The sequence below is a fragment of the Halovulum marinum genome, from assembly GCF_009697225.1.
Classification (GTDB): Bacteria; Pseudomonadota; Alphaproteobacteria; order Rhodobacterales; family Rhodobacteraceae; genus Halovulum; species Halovulum marinum.
On record NZ_WIND01000002.1, the window covers coordinates 18154 to 38437 of the forward strand.

Consider the following 20284-nt stretch of genomic DNA (forward strand, 5'->3'; position numbering starts at 1 on the left):
TGCCTCCGGCGGGGATATTTCGGGAAGTTGGAAGGCGGGCGGCCGGGGCCGGACGCCCGCCGTTCGTCATTCGGCGGCGAGACCCGCTGCGGCGGCTTCCTGCAGCCGGCGCCACATGCTCAGCGGCGTCAGCGGCATGTCGACCCGGCGCACGCCCCGCGACCAGACCGCGTCCAGCGCGGCGTTTGTGACCGAGGCCATCGCGCCCACGGTGCCGGCCTCGCCGCAGCCCTTCATGCCGATCTCGTTGGTCGAGCTCGGCACCAGTTCGGTGTTGAAGCTGATCATCGGGAAGTCGGCGGCGCGCGGCATCGCGTAGTCCATGAAGCTGGCGGTCAGCAGCTGGCCGCTGGCGTCGTAGACGCAGTTCTCGACCAGCGCCTGGCCGGCGCCCTGGGCGACGCCGCCGTGGACCTGGCCCTCGACCACCTTCGGGTTGATCAGCACGCCGAAATCGTCGACCACCGTGTAGCGCACGCATCTGGTCACCCCGGTGTCGGGATCCACCTCGACCTCGGCGATGTGCGCACCGTAGGGGAAGGCGCCGGCCTTGAGCGTGTGCTCGTGCTCGGTGCGCAGCAGGTCTTTCCGGCCGCGGGCGCGGGCGCTCTGCGCCAGTTCCATCAGCGTGACCGACTTGTCGGTGCCGGCGACCGAGAAGGCGCCGTCCTCGAACACGATGTCGGGGCGCGCGACCTCCAGCTCCTCCTCGGCCAGGTCCTTGAACCGGTCGATCATCAGATCCGATGTGGCGTTGATCGAGTTGCCCTGCGCCGTGCCCGAGCGCGAGCCGCCGGTGCCGCCGCCGGTCCTGATGCGGTCGCTGTCGCCCTGGACGTAGCGGATCCTGTCGAACGGGATGCCGGTGCGGGCGTGCAGCATCTGCGCGAACACGGTCTCGTGGCCCTGGCCGTTGGACTGGGTGCCGGCGTAGAGGTTCACGAACCCGTCCTCGGCGAACTCGATGGTCGTGGTCTCGTTCTTCGCGCCGAGAATCGACTCGATGTAGTAGCTCAGGCCGATGCCGCGCAGCTTGCCCTGCGCCTCGGACTCGGCGCGGCGGGCGGCGAAGCCGTCGACGTCGGCCTCGTTCATCGCGCGGTCCATCACGCGGCTGAAATCGCCCACGTCATAGGTCTGCTTCGAGAACGTGAGGTAGGGAAACTTCTCTTTCGGGATCCAGTTCTTGCGGTGCAGGGTGAAGGTGTCGGTGCCCAGCTGCTTGGCGGCGGTGTCGATCAGCCGCTCGATGGTGTAGATCGCCTCGGGACGGCCGGCGCCGCGATAGGCATCGACCGGCACGGTGTTGGTGTAGACCCCCTTCACCCCGAAATAACCCACCTGCACGTCGTAGATCCCGGTCAGCACCTTCAGCGACAGCTCGGACTGGATGAACTGCGCGTAGTTCGAGTTGTGCGCGCCGAGGTTGCTGACCGAGTTGATGCGGATCGCCTGCAACCTGTGGTCGGCGTCGAACGCCGCCTCGGCCACCGTCACCAGGTCGCGGCCGCCGTTGTCGCTCATCATCGCCTCGCCGCGGTCCGACATCCAGCGCACCGGGCGGTCCAGCTCCTTCGCGGCGAGGCTGACCAGGAACTGCTCGGGGTAGTCCTGGCCCTTCATCCCGAAGCCGCCGCCGACATCGGGGGTGGTCACCCGCACGTCGGCGCGGTCCATGCCCAGCTTGTCGGCCAGGGCGTCGCGGACGCCCCAGACGCCCTGGCCGTTGACGGCGTGGTGCAGCCGGCCGTCGACCATCTCGGAAAAGCAGCCGCGCGGCTCCATCGCGTTGCAGATGATGCGGTTGTCGACGATCTCCATCTTCACCGTGTGCGCGGCCTGCGCGAACGCCTTGTCGGTGGCCTCGGCGTCGCCGTACCACCAGTCGAAGGCCAGGTTGTCGGGCGCCTCGTCGTGGATCGCCTCGCCGCCCACGGCGGTGTCGACATGCACCGGCAGGTCGTCGTAGTCGGCCTCGATCAGCTCCAGCGCGTCGTGCGCCTGGGCCTTGGTCTCGGCGACCACGGCGGCGACGATCTCGCCGACGAAGCGCACGCGATCCTCGGCGATCACCGGCCGGCGCGGGCTGGTGACGATGCCGCCCTCGGGCACCGACAGCACCGAGTAGTTCATGCTGTTGTCCAGCTTGCCGGCGATGTCGGCGGCGGTGATCACCGCCAGCACGCCGGGCGCCTGGCGCGCCGCCTCGACGTCAAGCGCGGCGATCCGCGCATGCGCCACCGCCGAGCGGAAGAACACCATGTGTGCCGCGCCCTCGGGCGCGATGTCGTCGATGTAGCGGCCCGTGCCGGTCAGGAACCTCACGTCTTCGGTGCGGGGCGGGGACTGGTGGATACCAAACTTCGACATCGTGGAATTCCTCGGACCAAAGGGGTGGGTTTGGCGTCACCATAGGCGCTGACGCCGCAAGGTAAAGTGCCTTGGCGGGTCCGGTCGGCCCCCGGGTCGGTGTCCGTTCGCGGGCCGGTCAGCCGCGGCGCACCGCGCCATGCGCCGCGGCGGCGCGCGCCGCGCCCACGTCGCGATCCCAGACCGCGGGCAGGCGGCCCGCGGGATCGGCATAGACGGTCAGCTCGGCGCCCTCGGGCCAGTCGTGCAGCCGCTTGCGCGGCAGGTGCCAGGACCGGCCCTGGGCCCCGGTCTCGTCGCGCCACAGCAGCCGGTACTGCCGGACCTTGTTGACGCTGACCCCGGTGTCGAGATGCCCGATCACCGTCGCCCGCCGCCGCACGCCGCGGTCGCGCACCCGCAGCGCGCGCCGCGCCCGCCGCCAGCAGCGCTGGATCCAGAACAGCCCGGCGGCCAGCGCCAGCGCCGAGGCGATCTTGGTCACCCAGACCGTCCTGGTGGTCGCGCCCGGCTCGATCTCGTTCACCGCCGGGTCGGGCCGCCAGTAGCGCAGCGCGGTCGTCTCGCCGACCTGCAGCCGGTTGTAGAACCCGCGGCCCACGGTCGTGCTCATGCGGAAATCGCGCCGCTCGGCGGCGAATGCGAAGTCCAGGTGATAGCGCGTGGTCTCGTCGCCGTCGCTGTCCGTGGTCACGGTGATCCGCTTGTCGGTGATCGTCGCCACCGCCACCGCGCCGTCGCCGGCCAGCCGCGCCGCCTTGCGCCCCTCGGACATGGCGATGCCGCCGGTCACCGCGGCGATCAGCAGCGGGATCAGCGCGATCCAGCCCGCAAGCTTCAGGAACAGGCGAAGGGTGCTCTTGGGCGTCGGGGCGCGATCCATCCGGGGGCCTCCTGCGGCGATGGCCCCCGTTTTCGCCAACGCTTGTGGCCAAGACAAGGCGGGGCGGGCTTTCCCTTGGCCCGCGCGCGGGTTAATCAGGCCTCCGAACAGACCGATCAAACCGGCAGGACCGCTTCGCATGGCCATGACCAAGACTTTCGACGCCGCCGCCTCCGAGGCTGCCATCGCAGCCGCCTGGGAGCAGGCGGGCGCCTTCCGCGCCGGGGCCAACGCCTCGCGGGACGAGACCTTCTCCATCATGATCCCGCCGCCGAACGTGACCGGCTCGCTGCACATGGGGCACGCGTTCAACAACACGCTGCAGGACATCCTGACCCGGTGGCACCGGATGCGCGGCTTCGACACGCTTTGGCAGCCGGGGCAGGACCATGCGGGCATCGCCACGCAGATGGTCGTCGAGCGGGAACTGGCCAGGGCCGGCGAGCCCTCGCGCCGCGAGATGGGCCGCGAGAAGTTCGTCGAGAAGGTCTGGGAATGGAAGGAGCAGTCCGGCGGGCGCATCGTCGAGCAGCTCAAGCGCCTCGGCGCCTCCTGCGACTGGTCGCGCAATGCCTTCACCATGGCCGGCGCTGCGGGCGACACCCGGACCGGGCACGAGAACAGCGCGAATTTCCACGACGCCGTTCTGAAGGTCTTTGTCGACCTTTACGACAAGGGGCTGATCTATCGCGGCAAGCGGCTGGTCAACTGGGACCCGCATTTCGAGACGGCGATTTCCGATCTGGAGGTCGAGAACATCGACGTCGACGGCCACATGTGGCACTTCAAGTACCCGCTGGCGGGCGGCGAGACCTATGAATACGTCGAGAAGGACGCGGACGGGACCATCACCCTGCGCGAGACGCGGGATTACATCTCGATCGCCACGACCCGGCCCGAGACGATGCTGGGCGACGGCGCGGTCGCGGTTCACCCCACGGACGAGCGTTATGCGCCAATCGTCGGGAAACTCTGCGAAATTCCCGTCGGCCCGAAAGAACATCGGCGCCTGATCCCGATCATCACCGACGAGTATCCGGACAAGGATTTCGGCTCGGGCGCGGTGAAGATCACCGGCGCGCACGACTTCAACGACTACCAGGTCGCCAAGCGCGGCGGCATCCCGATGTACCGGCTGATGGACACGCGCGGGAACATGCGCGACGACGGCGCGCCCTATGCCGAGTGCGCCGCGCGCGCGCAGGCGATTGCCGAGGGCGCCGCGTTCACCGAGGCCGAGGTCGACACGCTGAACCTGGTGCCCGACGAATTGCGCGGGCTTGACCGGTTCGAGGCGCGCAAGCTGGTCATCCAGCAGATCACCGGCGAGGGGCTGGCGGTCACCCACGAGGTCACCCGCACCGACAAGGAAACCGGCGAAGAGGTCACCGAGACCGTGCCCTTCGTCGAGAACAAGAAGATCACCCAGCCCTTCGGCGACCGCTCCAAGGTGGTCATCGAGCCGATGCTGACCGACCAGTGGTTCGTCGACACCGCGAAGATCGTTCAGCCCGCCATCGACGCCGTGCGCGACGGAAGGACCGAGATCCTGCCCGAGCAGCACAGACGCGTCTATTTCAACTGGCTGGAGAACATCGAGCCCTGGTGCATCAGCCGCCAGCTCTGGTGGGGGCATCAGATCCCGGTTTGGTATGCCCGGATTCCGGACAATCTCGCAGCCTATATCAAGTGGCTAGATTGGATGGGAGATCAGGAAAACGTAGTTGTTCAGTCGGACCCGCCGACTGATGCCGTTTTTGAATGGCTCGATATTCAAGTGTGCGCTCCTACTGAAGAGCTCGCTGTAGAGGAATTACGAAAGAGGATTCCGTATCCTGCTGAAATTGCACTTGAGGATACAATAGGGTTCGATAGGGACGCTCCGATCAACGTCGGACCTTTGATCGCCGATGACGATTCTGTGCCCATGGTCATGGCAATTCGCGACCCCGACGTCCTCGACACCTGGTTCTCCTCCGGCCTCTGGCCCATCGGCACGCTGGGCTGGCCCGAGCAGACCGAGGAGCTGAAGAAGTACTTCCCCACGAACGTGCTGATCACCGGTTTCGACATCATCTTCTTCTGGGTCGCCCGGATGATGATGATGCAGCTTGAAGTCGTGAAGGAGGTGCCCTTCCACACCGTCTATGTTCACGCGTTGGTCCGGGACGAGAAGGGCAAGAAGATGTCCAAGTCGCTGGGCAACGTGCTCGACCCGCTGGAACTGATCGACGAATACGGCGCCGACGCGGTGCGCTTCACGCTGACCGCGATGGCGGCGATGGGGCGCGACCTGAAGCTGTCGACCAGCCGCATCCAGGGCTATCGCAACTTCGGCACCAAGCTGTGGAACGCGGCCCGCTTCGCCGAGATGAACGACTGCAAGCCGGACCCGGAGTTCGATCCCGGCGCGCTGACCCAGACCGCCAACCGCTGGATCGTGGGCGAGACGGCGCGGGCGCGCGAGGCCGTCGATGCGGCGCTGAACGCTTATCGGTTCAACGACGCGGCGAACGCGCTCTACGCCCATGTCTGGGGCAAGGTCTGCGACTGGTATGTCGAGTTCGCCAAGCCGCTGCTGGCCGACGAGGCCACCGCCGCCGAGACCCGCGCCACCATGGCCTGGGCCATCGACCAGTGCCTGATCCTGCTGCACCCGATCATGCCGTTCATCACCGAACAGCTGTGGGGCGACATTGCCGAGCGGCCGAAGATGCTGGTCCACACCGACTGGCCCGAGTACACCGAGGCCGATCTGGCCAACGCCGAGGCCGACGCCGAGATGGGCTGGGTGATCGGGTTGATCGAGGACATCCGCTCGGTCCGCGCCGAGACGCATGTGCCGGTCGGCGCCAGGATCCCGCTGATCCGGCTGGAACTGGACGCGGCCGGGCAGGCGGCGCTGGAGCGCAACCGCGCCCTGATCGAACGCCTGGCCCGCGTGTCGCAGTTCCAGACCGCCGAGGCCGCGCCGAAAGGCGCCGTGACCCTGCCGGTGCCGGGCGGCACCTTCTGCCTGCCGCTGGCCGACGTGATCGATCTGGACGAGGAACGCGCCCGGCTGGAAAAGGCCGTCGGCAAGCTGCAGAAGGAAATGGGCGGGCTGAAGGGCAAGCTGAACAACGCAAAGTTCATCGCCAACGCCCCCGAGGAGATCGTCGACGAGGCCCGCGCCCGTCTGGAGGATCTCGAGGCCGAGGCCGCCAAGCTGGCCGCCGCGCAGAAGCGACTGGCCGAGATGGTGTGAGAGAATGAAGGTTGTTGAAGTCGAATACGGACGATACCTGCTAAAAGCGGGAGTCCAGAAAAACGGCGCTTTGGGGCGTGCTTTTATTCGTGCGAAACAGGGGGCGGGGATCCTTTGCGAGGTGAAAGCGAAGACACCTGACTTGGCCATAGAAGCCTTGAAGCAGGCATTGGACGAAACGGATCGTGCTGCTCGGAAGAACAGAAGACGCGATGAGAAGCTTGAGTTTGATGTTCCAACGGTAGCGGAGTATCAGCTGGCGCTTTCGAAGATTTCGCCGGATGGTAGCTATAGAAGCATGCTTGAAGCCCATGCCAGGGCAGGGCGTGAGGGACTAACTGCCGGACAGCTCGCCGAGGCTGCTGGGTACGCTAACTTCAACGCCGCAAATCTCCATTATGGCAAGTTGGGGCGAGAGGTAGCAGATTTTCTTGGTGTTGCGCTGCCAGCAAGTACGGCGCGCCCGGGCGAGGACGTCGCGACGGGTGTGCTCGCTGGGATAGGTCCCGAAGAGGGCATCTTTGTATGGGTTATGCGTCCCGAATTGAGGGCTGCGTTGGGCTATCCTGAATGACCGACCGCGCCCCCCGCCTGACCCCGCTCGTGGCCAGCCTGCCCGCGACCGTGCCCTTCGTCGGGCCGGAAACGCAGGAGCGGGCGATGGGCAGGCCGTTCCTCGCCCGGCTCGGCGCGAACGAAAGCGTCTTCGGCCCCGCGCCCGAGGCCATCGAGGCGATGCGCAGGGCGGCCGCCGCGGTCTGGAAATACGGCGACGCGCAGAACCACGAGCTGCGTGCGGCGCTGGCCGGGAAGCACGGGCTCGCGATGGAGAACATCCTCGTCGGCACCGGCATCGACGGGCTGCTCGGCAATCTCGTGCGCCTGCTGGTGACCGAGGGCACGCCGGTGGTCACCTCGGACGGGGCCTATCCGACGTTCAACTACCATGTCGGGGGCTTCGGCGGGGTGCTGCACAAGGTACCGTACCGCGACGACGCCGAGGACCCGCAGGCGCTGGTCGCCAGGGCGGCCGAGGTCGATGCGCCGCTGATCTACCTCTCGAACCCCGACAACCCGATGGGCAGCTGGCACGATGCCGGAACGATCCGGGCGATGATCGCCAGCCTGCCGTCGGGCGCGGTGCTCTGCCTCGACGAGGCTTACGGCGAGTTCGCGCCCGAGGGTACGCTGGCGAAGATCGACGTGGGCAACCCGCAGGTGATCCACATGCGGACCTTCTCGAAGGCCTACGGCATGGCCGGGGCGCGGATCGGCTATGCCATCGGCCATGCCGACCTGATCGCCGCCTTCGACCGGGTGCGCGACCATTTCGGCGTCAACCGCATCGCGCAGGAGGGGGCGCTGGCCGCGCTTGGTGCGACCGGCTGGCTGGCGCATGTGCTGGAGCAGGTGGCGCATGCGCGCGCGCGGATCGCGCGGATCGCGCGGGACCACGGGCTGACGCCGCTGCCCTCGGCGACGAACTTCGTGACCATCGACTGCGGGCGGGACGGGGACTACGCCCGCGCGGTACTAAAGGAACTGGTCGCACGCGGCATCTTCGTGCGCATGCCGTTCGTCGCGCCGCAGGACCGCTGCATCCGCATCAGCGCCGGCACCGGGCCGGAACTGGACGCGTTCGAGGCGGCGCTGGGTCCGGCCCTGGGGGCGGCTCAGTAGCCAAGTCCCACCGGCTCCACCCGGTGCACGCCGCGCGGCCGCCAGGGCAGCGCGTCCGACTGGCCCAGCAGGTCGGCGGCCAGCCACACCGTCGACAGCCACATCTCGGTGCCCTGCAGGCTTGGGGGCTGTCCATCGGCGAAGGCGAAGCCGCGTCCCGGCACCCAGCGCCCGGGCGCGCGGGCGATCAGCGCGCGGGCGATGGCCTCGGCCTCGGCGCGGCGGTGATCGGTCTGCTGCAGGCACAGCCACAGCGGATGGATCGTGTCGAGCAGGTTGCACGCGGTATAGGTCGGCCCCTCGAACCCCTGCGCCCTGTGGTTGGCCAATACCGAGCCGATCGCCGCCTCGGGCCGCGGCACCGGCAGGCCGAACTGCGCATAGGTGCCCCGCGTCAGCCGGTAGAACCCGTTGACCGGCAGCAGCAGCCCCTGCTCGGCGGTGGGCCTGCCCCACAGTCCGGTGCCCCGATCCTGCGCCAGCGCCAGCCAGCCGAACAGCACCTCGCGGCTGCGGCCCGTCTCGTGATAGCGTGCGTTGAAGCAAAGCGCCGTGCCGATCGCGTCGACCGCCGCGCCCGCGCCCCAGGCGTTGGTCGCCCACGGCAGGCCCTCCAGCCAGTCGCAGAGCGCGCGCGGGTCAGGCTCCTCGACCGCCGCGACCGGATGCGGCAGGTGGCTGTCCAGCAACTCCAGCGCGTAACCGACCGACAGCACGTTATAAAGCGCGTTGCCGTCGTCGCGCAGCGGCGTCTCGGGATCGGAAGACAGGTAGGGATCGGGGACCAGCCCGGTCGCCGGATCCTGCAGCGCCTGCAGCTGCGCCACGGCGGCGTCGCGGTCCAGCCCCTCGGGCCGCGCGCCGAAGGCGGCGGCGATCTCGATGGCGTCGCTCAGGTGCCGGATGCGGGCGACGTCGTTGCCCCGGGCGTCCGGGCCGCGATAGCGCCCGCCGGGCCGGTTCGCGGCCAGCACCCCGGGCCAGTCCCGGCGCGCCACCTCTCCCAGCCGGACCAGCGCGTCCGCGCCCGGCTCCGCCGCGGCCCCGGGCGTGCGCCAGCGGATCACCCTTGCGGGCACGCCGCCGGCGATCGCCATCGCCGGGATGTCGCGGCTGACCACCGCGCCGCCGGCGATGATCGCGCCGTCGCCGATGCTCACCCCGTCCAGGATCACCGCGTTGGCGCCGATCCAGACGTCGTCGCCGACGGTGATGCCCCTGGCCTCGACCGGCTGCGCATGGATCGGCCGGTCCGGTGCGGTGCCGTGGTTGAAGCCGACGATCGAGGCGTGCGAGGCGATGCGCACCCCGTCGCCGAAGCGCACCGTGCCCGAGATGCAGGCATAGGGGTTCACCGTGCAGTGCGCGCCGAAGCGCACGTCGCCGCGCACCAGCGCGTGACCGGCGATCCAGGACCGCGCGCCCAGCTGCAGCCGCTCGGTGTGCACCGCGGCCTCGTCGGCGACATAGGCGGTGTCGTCGATCGTCGCACCGGCGGTCTCGGCCAGGCGGGCGCGGCGCGCGCGCTGTTCGGGGGCGGAAAGGTCAGCCTCGGTCCGCAGCCACGGCATGAAGCGCAGCCGGGCGCGGCGTTCCGGGTCGGTCAGCGGGGGCTGGGGGGCGTGGGCGGTCATCGGTCCTCGGGGTGTCGTTCGCCCGTCCGGTCGCACCGGTTTATTCGGCCGCCGCGGCGCCGGTGCCGGCGGCGGGCAGCGCGTCGGCCAGCGTTTCGGCGGCCAGGCGCAGCGCGCCGTCGCCGTGGGCGATGCCCAGCGCCTTCAGGCCGGCGTCGACCGTGGCCAGCGCGCCCAGCAGCATCGGCGGGTTCAGGTGACCCATGTGTCCGATGCGGAACACGCCGTCGCCGTGCGCCATCCCGGCGCCCAGCGGCAGGCCCGCGCCCAGCGTCAGCCCGGCCTCGTCCTCGCACCAGCGCCGCAGACGGGCGCCGTCGCCGGGGCCGGTCAGCAGCGTCGTCACCGCGACCGAGCGCTGCGCCCGCGCGGCGACGTTCAGGCGCAAGCCGCCGGCACCGGCGCCCCCGGCCCAGGCCTCGGCGGCGGCCCACACGCAGCGCGCCAGAACCGCGTGCCGGGCCAGCACGTTGTCGATCCCCTCCTCGAGGATCATGTCCAGCGCCGCGCGCAGGCCGAACAGGTGGTGCGTCGGCGCGGTGCCGTGGAAGTTCTGGTAGTACAGCTGCGGGTCGAACCGCGGCAGCCAGTCGAAATAGGGCGACACCCGCTGCAGCCGCCGCCGCGCCTGCCGCGCGCGCGGCCCGGCGAAGGTGAAGCTGATCCCCGGCGGCGTCATCAGCCCCTTCTGGCAGGCGGTCAGCAGCACGTCGATGCCCCAAGCGTCCATCCGCATCGGCGCGCAGCAGAAGCTGGCGATGCTGTCGACCATGTACAGCGCCGGGTGCCCGGCGGCGCGCAGCGCCGCGCCCAGCGCCTCGACGTCGTTGTTGACCGAGGTCGCGGTGTCGGTCTGCACCGTCAGCACGGCGCGCAGCGCGTGGCCGCGGTCGGCGCGCAGCCGCGCCTCCAGCCGCGCCGGGTCGGCGGCGCGGTCGGTGCCGAAGTCCATCGTCGCGACATCCAGCCCGAGGTCGCGCGCGGTCTGCGCCCAGCCATGGCCGAAGCGCCCGGTGACCAGCGCCAGCACCCTGTCGCCAGGGGCGAGGGTGTTGACCAGCGCCGCCTCCCAGGCGGCGTGACCGTTGGCGATGTACATCGCCAGCGCGCCGTCGGTGCCGGCCAGCGCGCACAGGTCGCGGCGGATGGTGTCGGTGATGCCGACCAGTTCGCCCTCGTAGATGTTGGGCGCCTCGCGGTGCATGGCGTTCAGCACCCGGTCGGGAAGGTGGGACGGGCCGGGCATCACCCGGATCGGACGTCCGAAGGCAAGGGACATGGCGGGGCTCCGTAATCGCGGACGCGGCCACCTTAGCCCTTTCCGCGGCGCTGCCAATCCCTGTCGGGCGCGCGTCCCGGCCGCCGCGATGCCGTCGTCCGCCGCCGCCCGGCGGCCCGGCGAGCAGTCGCGCGCGCCGCCTTGGGCACTGTCATCATGTCGTCGCCCGCGCCGCCGTCCGCCGGCGTTCGGCGCGGCGACCAGGATCGCGACCGGGGCGGGGTGGGCAATCGCGGGCGACGCTGCAAATGACGGGGCGGCAAGAGATGGGGCGGCAAACGATGGGGCGGCAAATGATGGGGCGGCAAGTGACGGGGCGGCAAATGGTGGGGGTGACAGCGGGCCGGCCCGCGCTTATCTCGGCACTGAGCAGAAGGAGATGCCGATGACACGAGCGTTCCAGGCCACCGACCGCGCGGTGTTCCGCATTTCCGGCGCCGATCACCGCAGGTTCCTGCAGGATCTGGTGACCAACTCGCTCGACGGGCTGGGGCAGGGCGCGGTCTATGCCGCGCTGCTGACGCCGCAGGGCAAGTACCTGGCCGATTTCTTCCTGATCGGCGACGGCGACGGCGTGCTGCTCGACGCAGACGCCGCGCAGGCGCCCGACCTGGTGCAGCGGCTGGGCATGTACAAGCTGCGCGCCCAGGTCGCGATCGCGCCCGCGGACCTGTCGGTGGTGCAGGGCTGGGACGGCGGCCACGTGCCCGCCGGCGCGCTGGCCGATCCGCGCGACCCGGCGCTGGGCTGGCGGCTTTACACCGACGCGCCCGGGGCCGCGCTCGAGGCGCTGGAGCCGGCCGATCCCGCCGACTGGCACGCGCTGCGCGTGGCGCTGGCGGTGCCGCAGGCGGGGGTCGAGCTGATCCCGAACGACAGCTTCATCCTCGAGGCCGGCTTCGACCGCCTGCACGGTGTCGATTTCCGCAAGGGCTGCTATGTCGGTCAGGAGGTGACCGCCCGCATGCGCCACAAGACCGAGCTGCGCAAGGGCCTGGTGCGGGTCGAGCTTGCCGGCGATCCGCCGCCGCCCGGAACCCCGATCGAGACCGCCGAGGGCAAGTCGGCCGGCACGCTCTATTCCGTCGCCGGCGGGTTCGGCCTGGCGCATCTGCGCTTCGACCGCGCCACCGGGCCGCTGACCGCCGCCGGCGTGCCGGTGCTGTGGCCCGGCGCGGCCGACGCGTCCGACGCCTGAAGGCCCGCCGCATGACTTCCCGACAAAAGGACCGCCGCCCCATGCCCGACCGGATGCCGCAGGACTGCGCCTCGATGGCCGAGCTGCGCCGGCAGATCGACGCGCTCGACGCCGAGCTGGTGTCGCTGCTCGCGCTGCGCAGCCGCTACATCGACCGCGCCGTGGACCTGAAACGTGCCGAGGGCCTGCCCGCCAACATCCCCGCCCGCGTCGAGCAGGTCGTGGCCCGCGTGCGCGACAGCGCCGATGCGCAGGCGCTGGATCCCGACCTGGTCGAACGCCTGTGGCGCACCCTGATCGACTGGTCGATCGAGCGCGAGCGCCGGAACCTGGACGACGCGGCGCGCGGCTGATCCCGCGGCCGTTCCGGGCCGGCGCGGACTGCGCCCCGTCGCTGAGGCGGCACGCTGACGCTCCGCTCGTGTCACGGTGAGCGGCCCGCCGGCTGCCGCCGCACCGGTTGGCAGCGCAGGAAAGGCTGCGTCGCCCGGGTTCGGCCGGACCCGGCGATGCGGGCAAGCGGTTCCGGACAGCAGATCGTTTCGCCGCGGCGGACCGGGGTCCGGTTGCCGGGCAGGGCGCCTGCGCTGTCGAAGGCGCCGGCGTCAGACGGGGGGCCTCATGCCTCGCGCACCACGCCCGCGAACTTGTCGAACACCTCCATGCCCGAGGCGACCAGTCCCTGGCCGCCGCCCAGCAGATCGCCGCCGGGCGCCATGGTGTCGACGTTGCCGCCGGCCTCGCGCACGATCAGGATGCCGGCGGCGATGTCCCAGGCGTTCAGCCCCATCTCCCAGTAGCCGTCGTAGCGGCCGGCGGCGACATAGGCCAGGTCCAGCGCCGCCGCGCCCCAGCGCCGGATGCCGGCGCACTGCGGCGCCAGCCGCGCCACCTGCTTCAGGAACTGCGGCAGCGCCGGATTGGCGGCGAACGGCACGCCGGTGGCGAACACCATGTTGATCAGGTCGCGCCGGTCCGACACCCGCAGCCGGCGGTCGTTCAGCCACGCGCCCGAGCCCTTCTCGGCGGTGAACATCTCGTCCTTGACCGGATCGTAGATCACCGCCGAGACGATCTCGCCCTTGTGCTCCAGCGCGATCGAGATCGCCCAGTGCGGCATGCCGTGCAGGAAGTTGGTGGTGCCGTCCAGCGGGTCGACGATCCAGCGGCGGGTCGGATCCTCGCCCTTGACCTCCTCGCTTTCCTCGCCCAGCCAGCCGTAGTTCGGCCGCGCGGTGGTCAGCTCTTCGCGGATGATCTCCTCGGCGCGGATGTCGGCGCGGCTGACGAAATCGCCGGCGCTTTTCGAGGTGACCTGAAGGTTCTCGACCTCGCCGAAATCGCGGATCAGGCTGCGGCCCGCGCGGCGGGCGGCCTTGATCATGATGTTGAGGTTTGCCGTTGCGGTTGCCATGGTGATCCTGCTTGCCGGGGAATGCGCGCCCCTCTTAGGCAAATCCGTGCGAAAGGCCAAGCATTGACGACCGAATACCCGCCCTGCGCGCGGATCATGCTGAGGGTGCTGGCCACCACCGACCTGCACATGCAGGTGCGCGGCTGGGACTACACCGCCGACCGCGCGGCGCCGGGCATGGGGCTGGCGCGTCTGGCCAGCCTGATCGGCGCGGCGCGGGCCGAGTCGCCGAACAGCCTGACCGTCGACTGCGGCGACCATCTGCAGGGCAACCCGATGGGCGATCTTTTTGCCGGCGGGCCGGGCCCGCACCCGATGTTCGCGGCGATGGCCGCGGCCGGGATCGAGGTCACGACACTTGGCAATCACGACTTCAACTACGGCGTCGAGGCGCTTGAAAACGCGCTGGAAACTGCGCCGTTCCCGGTGGTCTGCGCGAATGTCGCGCGCGGCGCGCTGGCCGCCGGGGCGCAGGACGATCCGCTGCTGCTGCCGGCCTGGACGATCCTTGATCGGCGCGTGACCGACGCCGAGGGGCGCGCCCATGCGCTGCGGATCGGGCTGATCGGCCTGTGCCCGCCGCAGATCCTGAACTGGGACGCGCGGCTGCTGGCCGGCCGGGTCGGCGCCCGCGACATGATCGACGCCGCCGCCGCGCATGTGCCCCGGCTGCGCGCCGCCGGCGCCGACATCGTCATCGCGCTCAGCCATTCCGGGATCCAGCCGGGGCCGCGCCGGCCGTTGCAGGAACAGGCCAGCCTGCAGCTCGGCCGGGTGCCCGGCATCGACGCGATCGTCGCCGGCCACCAGCACCGGCTGTTCCCGGGGCCGGAGTTCGCGCCCGGCGGCGGCATCGACCCGCGGGCCGGCACGCTGCACGGCGTGCCGGCGGTGATGCCCGGGTTCTGGGGCACGCACCTGGGCGTGCTGGACCTGGCGCTGCAGCGCGGGCCGCAGGGCTGGCGCGTCGATGGCCACACAAGCGCGCTGCGGCCGGTGGCCGAACGCGGCGCCGACGGCGCGCTGGTGCCGCTGGTGCCCGAATCCCCCGCGGTGCTGCGCGCGACCGCCGCCGCCCACGCCCGCACCCTGACCCATATCCACGAGCCGATCGGCCGCGTCACCGCGCCCGTCACCTCGCATTTCGCCCTGGTGGCGGACGATCCGGCGGTGCAGCTGGTCGCCCGCGCCCAGGCCTGGGCGGTGGCCCGGGCGCTGCGCGGCAGCGCGCAGGCGGAGCTGCCGCTGGTTTCGATCACCTCTCCGTTCAAGGCCGGGGGCCGCGCCGGGCCGGATCACTATCACGACATCGCCGCCGGGCCGCTGCGGCTGCGCGATGCCGCCGATCTCTACCTGTTCCCGAACGCCGCCTGCGCGCTGCTGCTGAACGGGGCGCAGCTTGCCGACTGGCTGGAGCGGTCGGCCAGCCTGTTCCGCCAGGCGGTGCCGGGGGCGCGGGACGTGCCGCTGCTGGCGCCCGGCGTCGCGACCTACAATTTCGACATCGCGCACGGCCTGCGCTATGCCATCGACCTGTCGCAGCCGGCCCGCTTCGACGCCGACGGGCAGCGCGTCGCGCCGGCGGCCAGCCGCATCCGCGGGCTGTGCCACCGGGGCCGGCCGGTGGCCCCGGACGACCGGTTCGTCGTCGCCAGCAACAGCTACCGCGTGGGCGGCGGCGGCGATTTTCCGATCCCCGCCGACGCGCCGCGGCTGCTGGAGACCGAGGAGACCAACCGCGACATGCTGGTGCGGTGGATCCGCGCGCAGCCCGCGGTCGACCCGACGCCGGCGCCGGGGTGGGACTTTACCCCCGTCGCCGGCGCAAGCGTCGTGTTCGACAGCGCGCCGGAGGCGGATCCGGCGACGGCGCCGCGCCGCCGGATCGAGCGCGCCGGCGCCGCGCCCGGCGGCTTCGCGCGGTTTCGCCTGCATCTGTGAAACGCGCTGACGCGGCCGCGGCGGGCTGTGCTATCCTGCGCCCCGCGCGTGACTTTCTCGGGGGAGACGATGGCCGTGCATCTGCTGCTGGGCACCAACAAGGGCGCCTTCATCCTCGACGGCGGCGCGGACCGCGACGGCTGGCGGCTGCGCGGCCCGTTCTGCGAGACCTGGCCGATCAACCATGTCGTCGGCGAGCCGGAAAGCGGCGCGATCCTCGCCGGCGGCGGCACCCGCTGGCACGGCGTCGGCGTCTGGCGCAGCGACGATCTGGGCGAAAGCTGGCGCTGCTCGGGCGCCGGGCTGAGCTATCCGGAAGAGGACGACGAGGAGGTCGAGACGGTCTGGTCGCTGGGCGGCGCCGACGGGCGGCTGCTGGCCGGGGTGAAGCCCGCCGGCCTGTTCGAAAGCCGCGACGGCGGCGCGACCTGGTCCGAGGTCACCGGCCTGCGCGGCCACCCCAGCCGCCAGGACTGGATGCCCGGCGGGGCGGGGCTGATCCTGCACTCGATCGTGCCGCAGCCGGACGATCCGGCGCGGCTGTGGGTCGGGATCTCGGCCGCCGGCGTGTTCGCCACCGAGGACGGCGGGCAAAGCTGGGAGCCGCGCAACGCTGGCACCCGCTGCGACTTCCTGCCCGAGGGGCAGCGCCACCCCGAGGTCGGGCAATGCGTGCACAACCTGGTGCACGCCGCCGGGCCCGGCGAGGTGCTGTACCAGCAGAATCACTGCGGCATGTACCGCAGCGACGACGGCGGCCGGACCTGGGTATCGATCGAGAACGGGCTGCCGTCCAGCTTCGGCTTCCCGGTCGCGGCGCACCCGCGCGATCCGCGCACGGTCTGGCTGATGCCGATGAACGGCGACGACGCCGGCCGCTACCCGCCCGAGGGCCGTGCCGCGGTCTGGCGCTCCCGCGACGGCGGCGAAATCTGGCAGGACCTGCGCGACGGGCTGCCGCAGGACACCGCCTATTTCACCGTGCTGCGCCAGGCGATGGCGGTGGACGCGCGCGCGCCGGCCGGGGTCTATTTCGGCACCTCCTCGGGCTCGGTCTTCGCCAGCCGCGACGAGGGCGAGTCCTGGGACGAGATCGCCCGCCACCTGCCGCTGATCCTGTCGGTCGAGGTTCTGGACCGCTGAGCATGCGGAGGCGCTGACGCGCCAGGTCTATGACCCCGGTTCCGCCTGCGGCGGACCCGGGCCGCCACCCGGTCTTCCACCGTCCCGCAATATCCCCGCCGGAGGCATGCGGCGCCGCCGCCGGGGCGACGCCGTTAACGAAGTGTCAGGATTCCGTTGCGGTTCAATTGCAATGGCTTGAGGGGGTTTTCACGGTGAAAACCCCGCCTTTCGCGGCTCAGGCGCGCTCGGCGTATTCCATCGTTTCGGTGTTGACGATCACGTCCTCGTCCTGGCTGACGAAGGGCGGGACCATGATCCGCACGCCGTTGTCCAGCACCGCCGGCTTGAAGCTGTTGGCCGCGGTCTGGCCCTTCACCGCCGGTTCGGTCTCGACGATCCGGCAGGTGACCTTCTGCGGCAGCGTCGCCGACAGCGCCTCGTTCTCGTAGTATTCCATGGTCACGGTCATGCCGTCCTGCAGGAACGGGCGCCGCTCGCCCAGGATGTCCGCCGGCAGCTCGATCTGCTCGAACGTCTCCTGGTCCATGAACACCAGCATGCCGTCGGCCTCGTAGAGGAACTGCTGGTCCTTCTGTTCCAGCCGCACCCGCTCGACCTTGTCGGCGGCGCGGAAGCGCTCGTTCAGCTTGGAGCCGTTGCGCAGGTTCTTCATCTCGACCTGGGCGAAGGCGCCGCCCTTGCCGGGCTTGACGTGCGACACCTTCACCGCGACCCACAGCCCGTCATTGTGCTCGAGCACGTTGCCGGGGCGGATCTCGTTACCGTTGATCTTGGGCATTGGGGAACCTCGGAAAAGCAATCTGCCTGCATCGGCGCTTCCCTAGCCGCCCTCGGGCGCGCTGGCAAGCGGGGACGCCAGCAGCACCGCGAAGCAGATCGCCACCGCCAGCAGCGTCTCGGCGTTGTAGAGCGCGCCGTCGATCATCGCCGTGGCCAGCAGCGCGTTCAGCGCCATCAGCGCCCCGGTCCGCCCCGCGCCGGGCTCGCGCCGCGCCGCGCCGATCGCCCGCAGCCACAGCAAGAGCAGCAGCAGCGCCAGCGCCAGCCCGCCGATCAGCCCGAAGTCGAACAGGAACTGCAGCGGCGCCGAGTGCGGGTGGATCACTTCCAGTTCGGGCGGCATCGGCCGGGCATAGCGGAACTGGTCGTGGCCCCAGCCCAGCCAGGGCCGCTCGCCGATCAGCGCGATCGTGTCCGACCACAGCGACAGCCGTCCGCCGGAGCGGGTCTCGGCGTCGGCGGCGGTGGTTTCGGCCAGACCGTTGATCAGCCCCCAGTGCCGGGTCGGCGGCGTCGGCAGCAGCGACAGCGCGCCGCCCGCGGCCATCGCCAGCGCCAGCACCGGCAGCCGGCGCAGCGCCCCGGGCAGCAGGACCGCGCCCAGGGCAATGCCGGCGAGCGCGCCGAGCAGCCCCGAGCGCGTGCCCGAGAACGCCAGCAGCCCGGCCAGCAGCGCCAGGATCACCGCCCAGGCCAGGTGCCCCGCGACCGCGGGCCGCGCCCGCACGTAGAGGCCGAAGCCCGCCGCCAGCGCGGCCGCCAGCAGCATGCCCCAGGCGCGCACGTGCCAGTAGCCCACCGGCCCGCCCAGCCAGTTGTGCGCCGGATCGTCGAGGTACAGCAGGTAGAGCGCCACCAGCACCGGCAGATGCACCAGCGGCTGCGCCGCCAGCGCCCCGACCAGCGCCCGTCCCGCCGCCGGCGCGGCCCGCGACAGCAGCCAGCACAGCGAGATCCCGGCGAACACGTGCAGCAGCCGCGGCGCCGCGCGCTCCAGCGCCGCCAGCGGCTCGATCGCGACCGCCGAGGTCCAGACGAACACCGCCGCGAACAGCGCCAGCGCCAGCCGCTCGGGCCGCGTCATCGCCGACAGCCACTCGGTGCGCATCCCGGTGCGCAGCGCCATCAGGATCGCGACCAGCTCGAAGATCGGCAGGAAATCCACCGGGGCGCGGTTCCTCAGCGGATCGCTGTCGCCCAGCGCCAGCCACAGCAGCGCCCCCAGCGCCGGCCAGCTGGCGTAGAACAGCGCAAGGCGCCGGAGGCCCGTCGTCTGCGTGGCCGATCCGGTGCCGGCGGCGGCGGTGCTCATCCTGCTCCTGCCCTCCTGGTTTTGCCCCGTTATGCCAAGCGATTGCCGCGCAAGTCATGCCAAAACGACATCCGCCCGTCGGTTTCGTCCTTGCCGTGTCCCGCCCGGCAGGGTTTCCTGCCCGCAGGGTCGGGGAGAGCGGATGCGGTATTCGGGCTGGCAGGTGATCGCCAAGGGATTGCGCGGCCAGCGCGGCTGGCAGCCGGCCTGGCGCGACCCGGCACCGAAACTCGCCTATCAGGTCATCATCATCGGCGCCGGCGGGCACGGGCTGGCGACCGCCTACTACCTGGCGAAGAACCACGGCATCACCGATGTCGCGGTGCTGGAGCGCGGCTGGCTGGGCGGCGGCAACGTCGGGCGCAACACCACCATCGTGCGCGCCAACTACCACCTCGACGGCAACACCGAGTTCTATTCCCACTCGCTGAAGCTGTGGGAGGGGCTGGAGCAGGAGCTGAACTACAACGTGATGATGTCCCAGCGCGGGATCATCAACCTGGCGCATTCCGACGGGCAGATGGACTTCTATGCCCGGCGCGGCAACGCGATGCGGATGCAGGGCGACGATGCCGAACTGCTGGACCGCGACCGCGTGCGCCGGGCGTATCCCGGCCTGAACCACGACAACCCGCGTTTTCCGATCCTCGGCGGGCTGCGCCAGCGACGGGCCGGGACCGCGCGCCATGACGCCGTTGCCTGGGGCTTCGCGCGCGGCGCGGACCGGCGCGGCGTGGACCTGGTCCAGAATTGCGAGGTGACCGGGTTCCGGATCGAACGCGGCCGGGTGACAGGGGTCGAGACGACGCGCGGTTTCATCGGCGCGGGCAAGGTCGGCATGGCCGTCGCCGGGCGGACCAGCCAGGTCGCGCAGATGGCCGGGCTGCGTTTGCCGATCGAAAGCCATGTGCTGCAGGCCTTCGTCACCGAGGGGCTGAAGCCGGTGCTGCCGGGGGTCGTCACCTTCGGCATGGGGCATTTCTACATCAGCCAGTCGGACAAGGGCGGGCTGGTCTACGGCGGCGATCTGGACTTCTACAACTCCTACGCCGCGCGGGGCAACCTGCCGATGATCGAGCATGTGCACGAGGCCGGCATGGCGCTGATGCCGATGCTGGGCCGGGCGCGGATGCTGCGGCACTGGGGCGGGATCATGGACATGAGCATGGACGGCTCGCCGATCATCGACCGCACGCCCATCGACGGGCTCTACCTGAACGGCGGCTGGTGCTATGGCGGCTTCAAGGCGACGCCGGCCAGCGGCTGGTGCTTCGCGCACCTGATCGCCACCGACCGCCCCTCGCCGCACGCGATGCGGCTGCGGCTGGACCGGTTCGAGACCGGCCATGTCCTGGACGAGGAGGGGACCGGTGCCCAGCCCAACAAGCACTAGGCGGCGG

Annotated in this window: 15 protein-coding genes; 8 read left to right on the forward strand and 7 right to left on the reverse strand. The window is 70.8% G+C overall.

Annotation, left to right across the window (positions count from 1 at the left end):
* Window positions 1–66: 66 nt before the first annotated feature.
* Complete coding sequence (locus tag GE300_RS03240; protein ID WP_154444873.1) at window positions 67–2370, reverse strand: xanthine dehydrogenase family protein molybdopterin-binding subunit; 2304 nt, start codon at window positions 2368–2370, stop codon at window positions 67–69.
* A 118-nt stretch (window positions 2371–2488) separates the two neighbouring features.
* On the reverse strand, window positions 2489–3253 hold the full coding sequence (locus GE300_RS03245) for a DUF3592 domain-containing protein (protein WP_154444875.1): 765 nt from the start codon (window positions 3251–3253) through the stop codon (window positions 2489–2491).
* A 139-nt stretch (window positions 3254–3392) separates the two neighbouring features.
* Between GE300_RS03245 and GE300_RS03250 the strand changes: the two genes are divergently transcribed.
* The 3 genes from GE300_RS03250 to GE300_RS03260 are packed head-to-tail and all read left to right on the forward strand — an operon-like array spanning window position 3393 to window position 8180.
* Entirely contained in the window at window positions 3393–6500 is a 3108-nt protein-coding gene (locus GE300_RS03250; protein ID WP_154444877.1) for a valine--tRNA ligase, read from the forward strand.
* A 4-nt stretch (window positions 6501–6504) separates the two neighbouring features.
* Complete coding sequence (locus GE300_RS03255) at window positions 6505–7074, forward strand: hypothetical protein (RefSeq protein ID WP_154444879.1); 570 nt, start codon at window positions 6505–6507, stop codon at window positions 7072–7074.
* Window positions 7071–8180, forward strand: a complete 1110-nt coding sequence (locus GE300_RS03260; RefSeq protein ID WP_154444881.1) for a pyridoxal phosphate-dependent aminotransferase — start codon at window positions 7071–7073, stop codon at window positions 8178–8180. The genes GE300_RS03255 and GE300_RS03260 overlap by 4 nt, the downstream gene beginning before the upstream one ends.
* Here the strand turns inward: GE300_RS03260 and GE300_RS23670 are convergent.
* The gene (locus tag GE300_RS23670) at window positions 8174–9814 is read right to left on the reverse strand and encodes a DapH/DapD/GlmU-related protein (protein ID WP_154444883.1); all 1641 of its coding nucleotides are present in this window, start codon (window positions 9812–9814) and stop codon (window positions 8174–8176) included. The genes GE300_RS03260 and GE300_RS23670 overlap by 7 nt on opposite strands.
* 40 nt (window positions 9815–9854) lie before the next feature.
* Window positions 9855–11093 carry a pyridoxal-phosphate-dependent aminotransferase family protein gene (locus GE300_RS03270; protein ID WP_154444885.1) on the reverse strand — a complete coding sequence of 413 codons (1239 nt, stop codon included), beginning with the start codon at window positions 11091–11093 and terminating at the stop codon, window positions 9855–9857.
* A 385-nt stretch (window positions 11094–11478) separates the two neighbouring features.
* Between GE300_RS03270 and ygfZ the strand changes: the two genes are divergently transcribed.
* Together ygfZ and GE300_RS03280 are read left to right on the forward strand one after the other, a co-directional pair.
* Window positions 11479–12291, forward strand: a complete 813-nt coding sequence (gene ygfZ, locus GE300_RS03275; protein ID WP_154444886.1) for a CAF17-like 4Fe-4S cluster assembly/insertion protein YgfZ — start codon at window positions 11479–11481, stop codon at window positions 12289–12291.
* A 41-nt stretch (window positions 12292–12332) separates the two neighbouring features.
* A complete protein-coding gene (locus tag GE300_RS03280; protein ID WP_154444888.1) occupies window positions 12333–12644 on the forward strand; it encodes a chorismate mutase in 312 nt (103 codons plus the stop codon).
* 266 nt (window positions 12645–12910) lie between these two features.
* Here the strand turns inward: GE300_RS03280 and GE300_RS03285 are convergent, their stop codons facing one another.
* Entirely contained in the window at window positions 12911–13705 is a 795-nt protein-coding gene (locus tag GE300_RS03285; protein ID WP_154444890.1) for an inositol monophosphatase family protein, read from the reverse strand.
* A 63-nt stretch (window positions 13706–13768) separates the two neighbouring features.
* On the opposite strand from GE300_RS03285, the gene GE300_RS03290 reads away from it, so the two are divergent.
* Both GE300_RS03290 and GE300_RS03295 read left to right on the forward strand, forming a co-directional pair.
* Complete coding sequence (locus tag GE300_RS03290; protein ID WP_233416750.1) at window positions 13769–15646, forward strand: bifunctional 2',3'-cyclic-nucleotide 2'-phosphodiesterase/3'-nucleotidase; 1878 nt, start codon at window positions 13769–13771, stop codon at window positions 15644–15646.
* 69 nt (window positions 15647–15715) lie between these two features.
* Window positions 15716–16789 carry a WD40/YVTN/BNR-like repeat-containing protein gene (locus tag GE300_RS03295; RefSeq protein WP_154444894.1) on the forward strand — a complete coding sequence of 358 codons (1074 nt, stop codon included), beginning with the start codon at window positions 15716–15718 and terminating at the stop codon, window positions 16787–16789.
* A gap of 217 nt (window positions 16790–17006) precedes the next feature.
* Here the strand turns inward: GE300_RS03295 and efp are convergent, their stop codons facing one another.
* Both efp and GE300_RS03305 read right to left on the reverse strand, forming a co-directional pair.
* Entirely contained in the window at window positions 17007–17570 is a 564-nt protein-coding gene (efp, locus tag GE300_RS03300; RefSeq protein WP_154444896.1) for an elongation factor P, read from the reverse strand.
* A gap of 42 nt (window positions 17571–17612) precedes the next feature.
* Complete coding sequence (locus GE300_RS03305) at window positions 17613–18884, reverse strand: O-antigen ligase family protein (protein ID WP_154444898.1); 1272 nt, start codon at window positions 18882–18884, stop codon at window positions 17613–17615.
* A gap of 142 nt (window positions 18885–19026) precedes the next feature.
* Here GE300_RS03305 and GE300_RS03310 point away from each other — a divergent pair, with 142 nt between their 5' ends.
* Window positions 19027–20277, forward strand: coding sequence for a sarcosine oxidase subunit beta family protein (locus tag GE300_RS03310; RefSeq protein ID WP_154444900.1), 1251 nt, complete (start codon window positions 19027–19029; stop codon window positions 20275–20277).
* Window positions 20278–20284 lie beyond the last annotated feature (7 nt).

Coding starts and splice junctions, on each gene's coding strand:
- GE300_RS03270 (WP_154444885.1), bottom strand. CDS start 11,093: ATGTCCCTTGCCTTCGGACGTCCGATCCGGGTGATGCCCGGCCCGTCC.
- GE300_RS03285 (WP_154444890.1), bottom strand. CDS start 13,705: ATGGCAACCGCAACGGCAAACCTCAACATCATGATCAAGGCCGCCCGC.
- GE300_RS03260 (WP_154444881.1), top strand. CDS start 7,071: ATGACCGACCGCGCCCCCCGCCTGACCCCGCTCGTGGCCAGCCTGCCC.
- GE300_RS23670 (WP_154444883.1), bottom strand. CDS start 9,814: ATGACCGCCCACGCCCCCCAGCCCCCGCTGACCGACCCGGAACGCCGC.
- GE300_RS03310 (WP_154444900.1), top strand. CDS start 19,027: ATGCGGTATTCGGGCTGGCAGGTGATCGCCAAGGGATTGCGCGGCCAG.
- GE300_RS03250 (WP_154444877.1), top strand. CDS start 3,393: ATGGCCATGACCAAGACTTTCGACGCCGCCGCCTCCGAGGCTGCCATC.
- GE300_RS03280 (WP_154444888.1), top strand. CDS start 12,333: ATGCCCGACCGGATGCCGCAGGACTGCGCCTCGATGGCCGAGCTGCGC.
- GE300_RS03305 (WP_154444898.1), bottom strand. CDS start 18,884: ATGAGCACCGCCGCCGCCGGCACCGGATCGGCCACGCAGACGACGGGC.
- efp (WP_154444896.1), bottom strand. CDS start 17,570: ATGCCCAAGATCAACGGTAACGAGATCCGCCCCGGCAACGTGCTCGAG.
- ygfZ (WP_154444886.1), top strand. CDS start 11,479: ATGACACGAGCGTTCCAGGCCACCGACCGCGCGGTGTTCCGCATTTCC.
- GE300_RS03245 (WP_154444875.1), bottom strand. CDS start 3,253: ATGGATCGCGCCCCGACGCCCAAGAGCACCCTTCGCCTGTTCCTGAAG.
- GE300_RS03240 (WP_154444873.1), bottom strand. CDS start 2,370: ATGTCGAAGTTTGGTATCCACCAGTCCCCGCCCCGCACCGAAGACGTG.
- GE300_RS03295 (WP_154444894.1), top strand. CDS start 15,716: ATGGCCGTGCATCTGCTGCTGGGCACCAACAAGGGCGCCTTCATCCTC.
- GE300_RS03255 (WP_154444879.1), top strand. CDS start 6,505: ATGAAGGTTGTTGAAGTCGAATACGGACGATACCTGCTAAAAGCGGGA.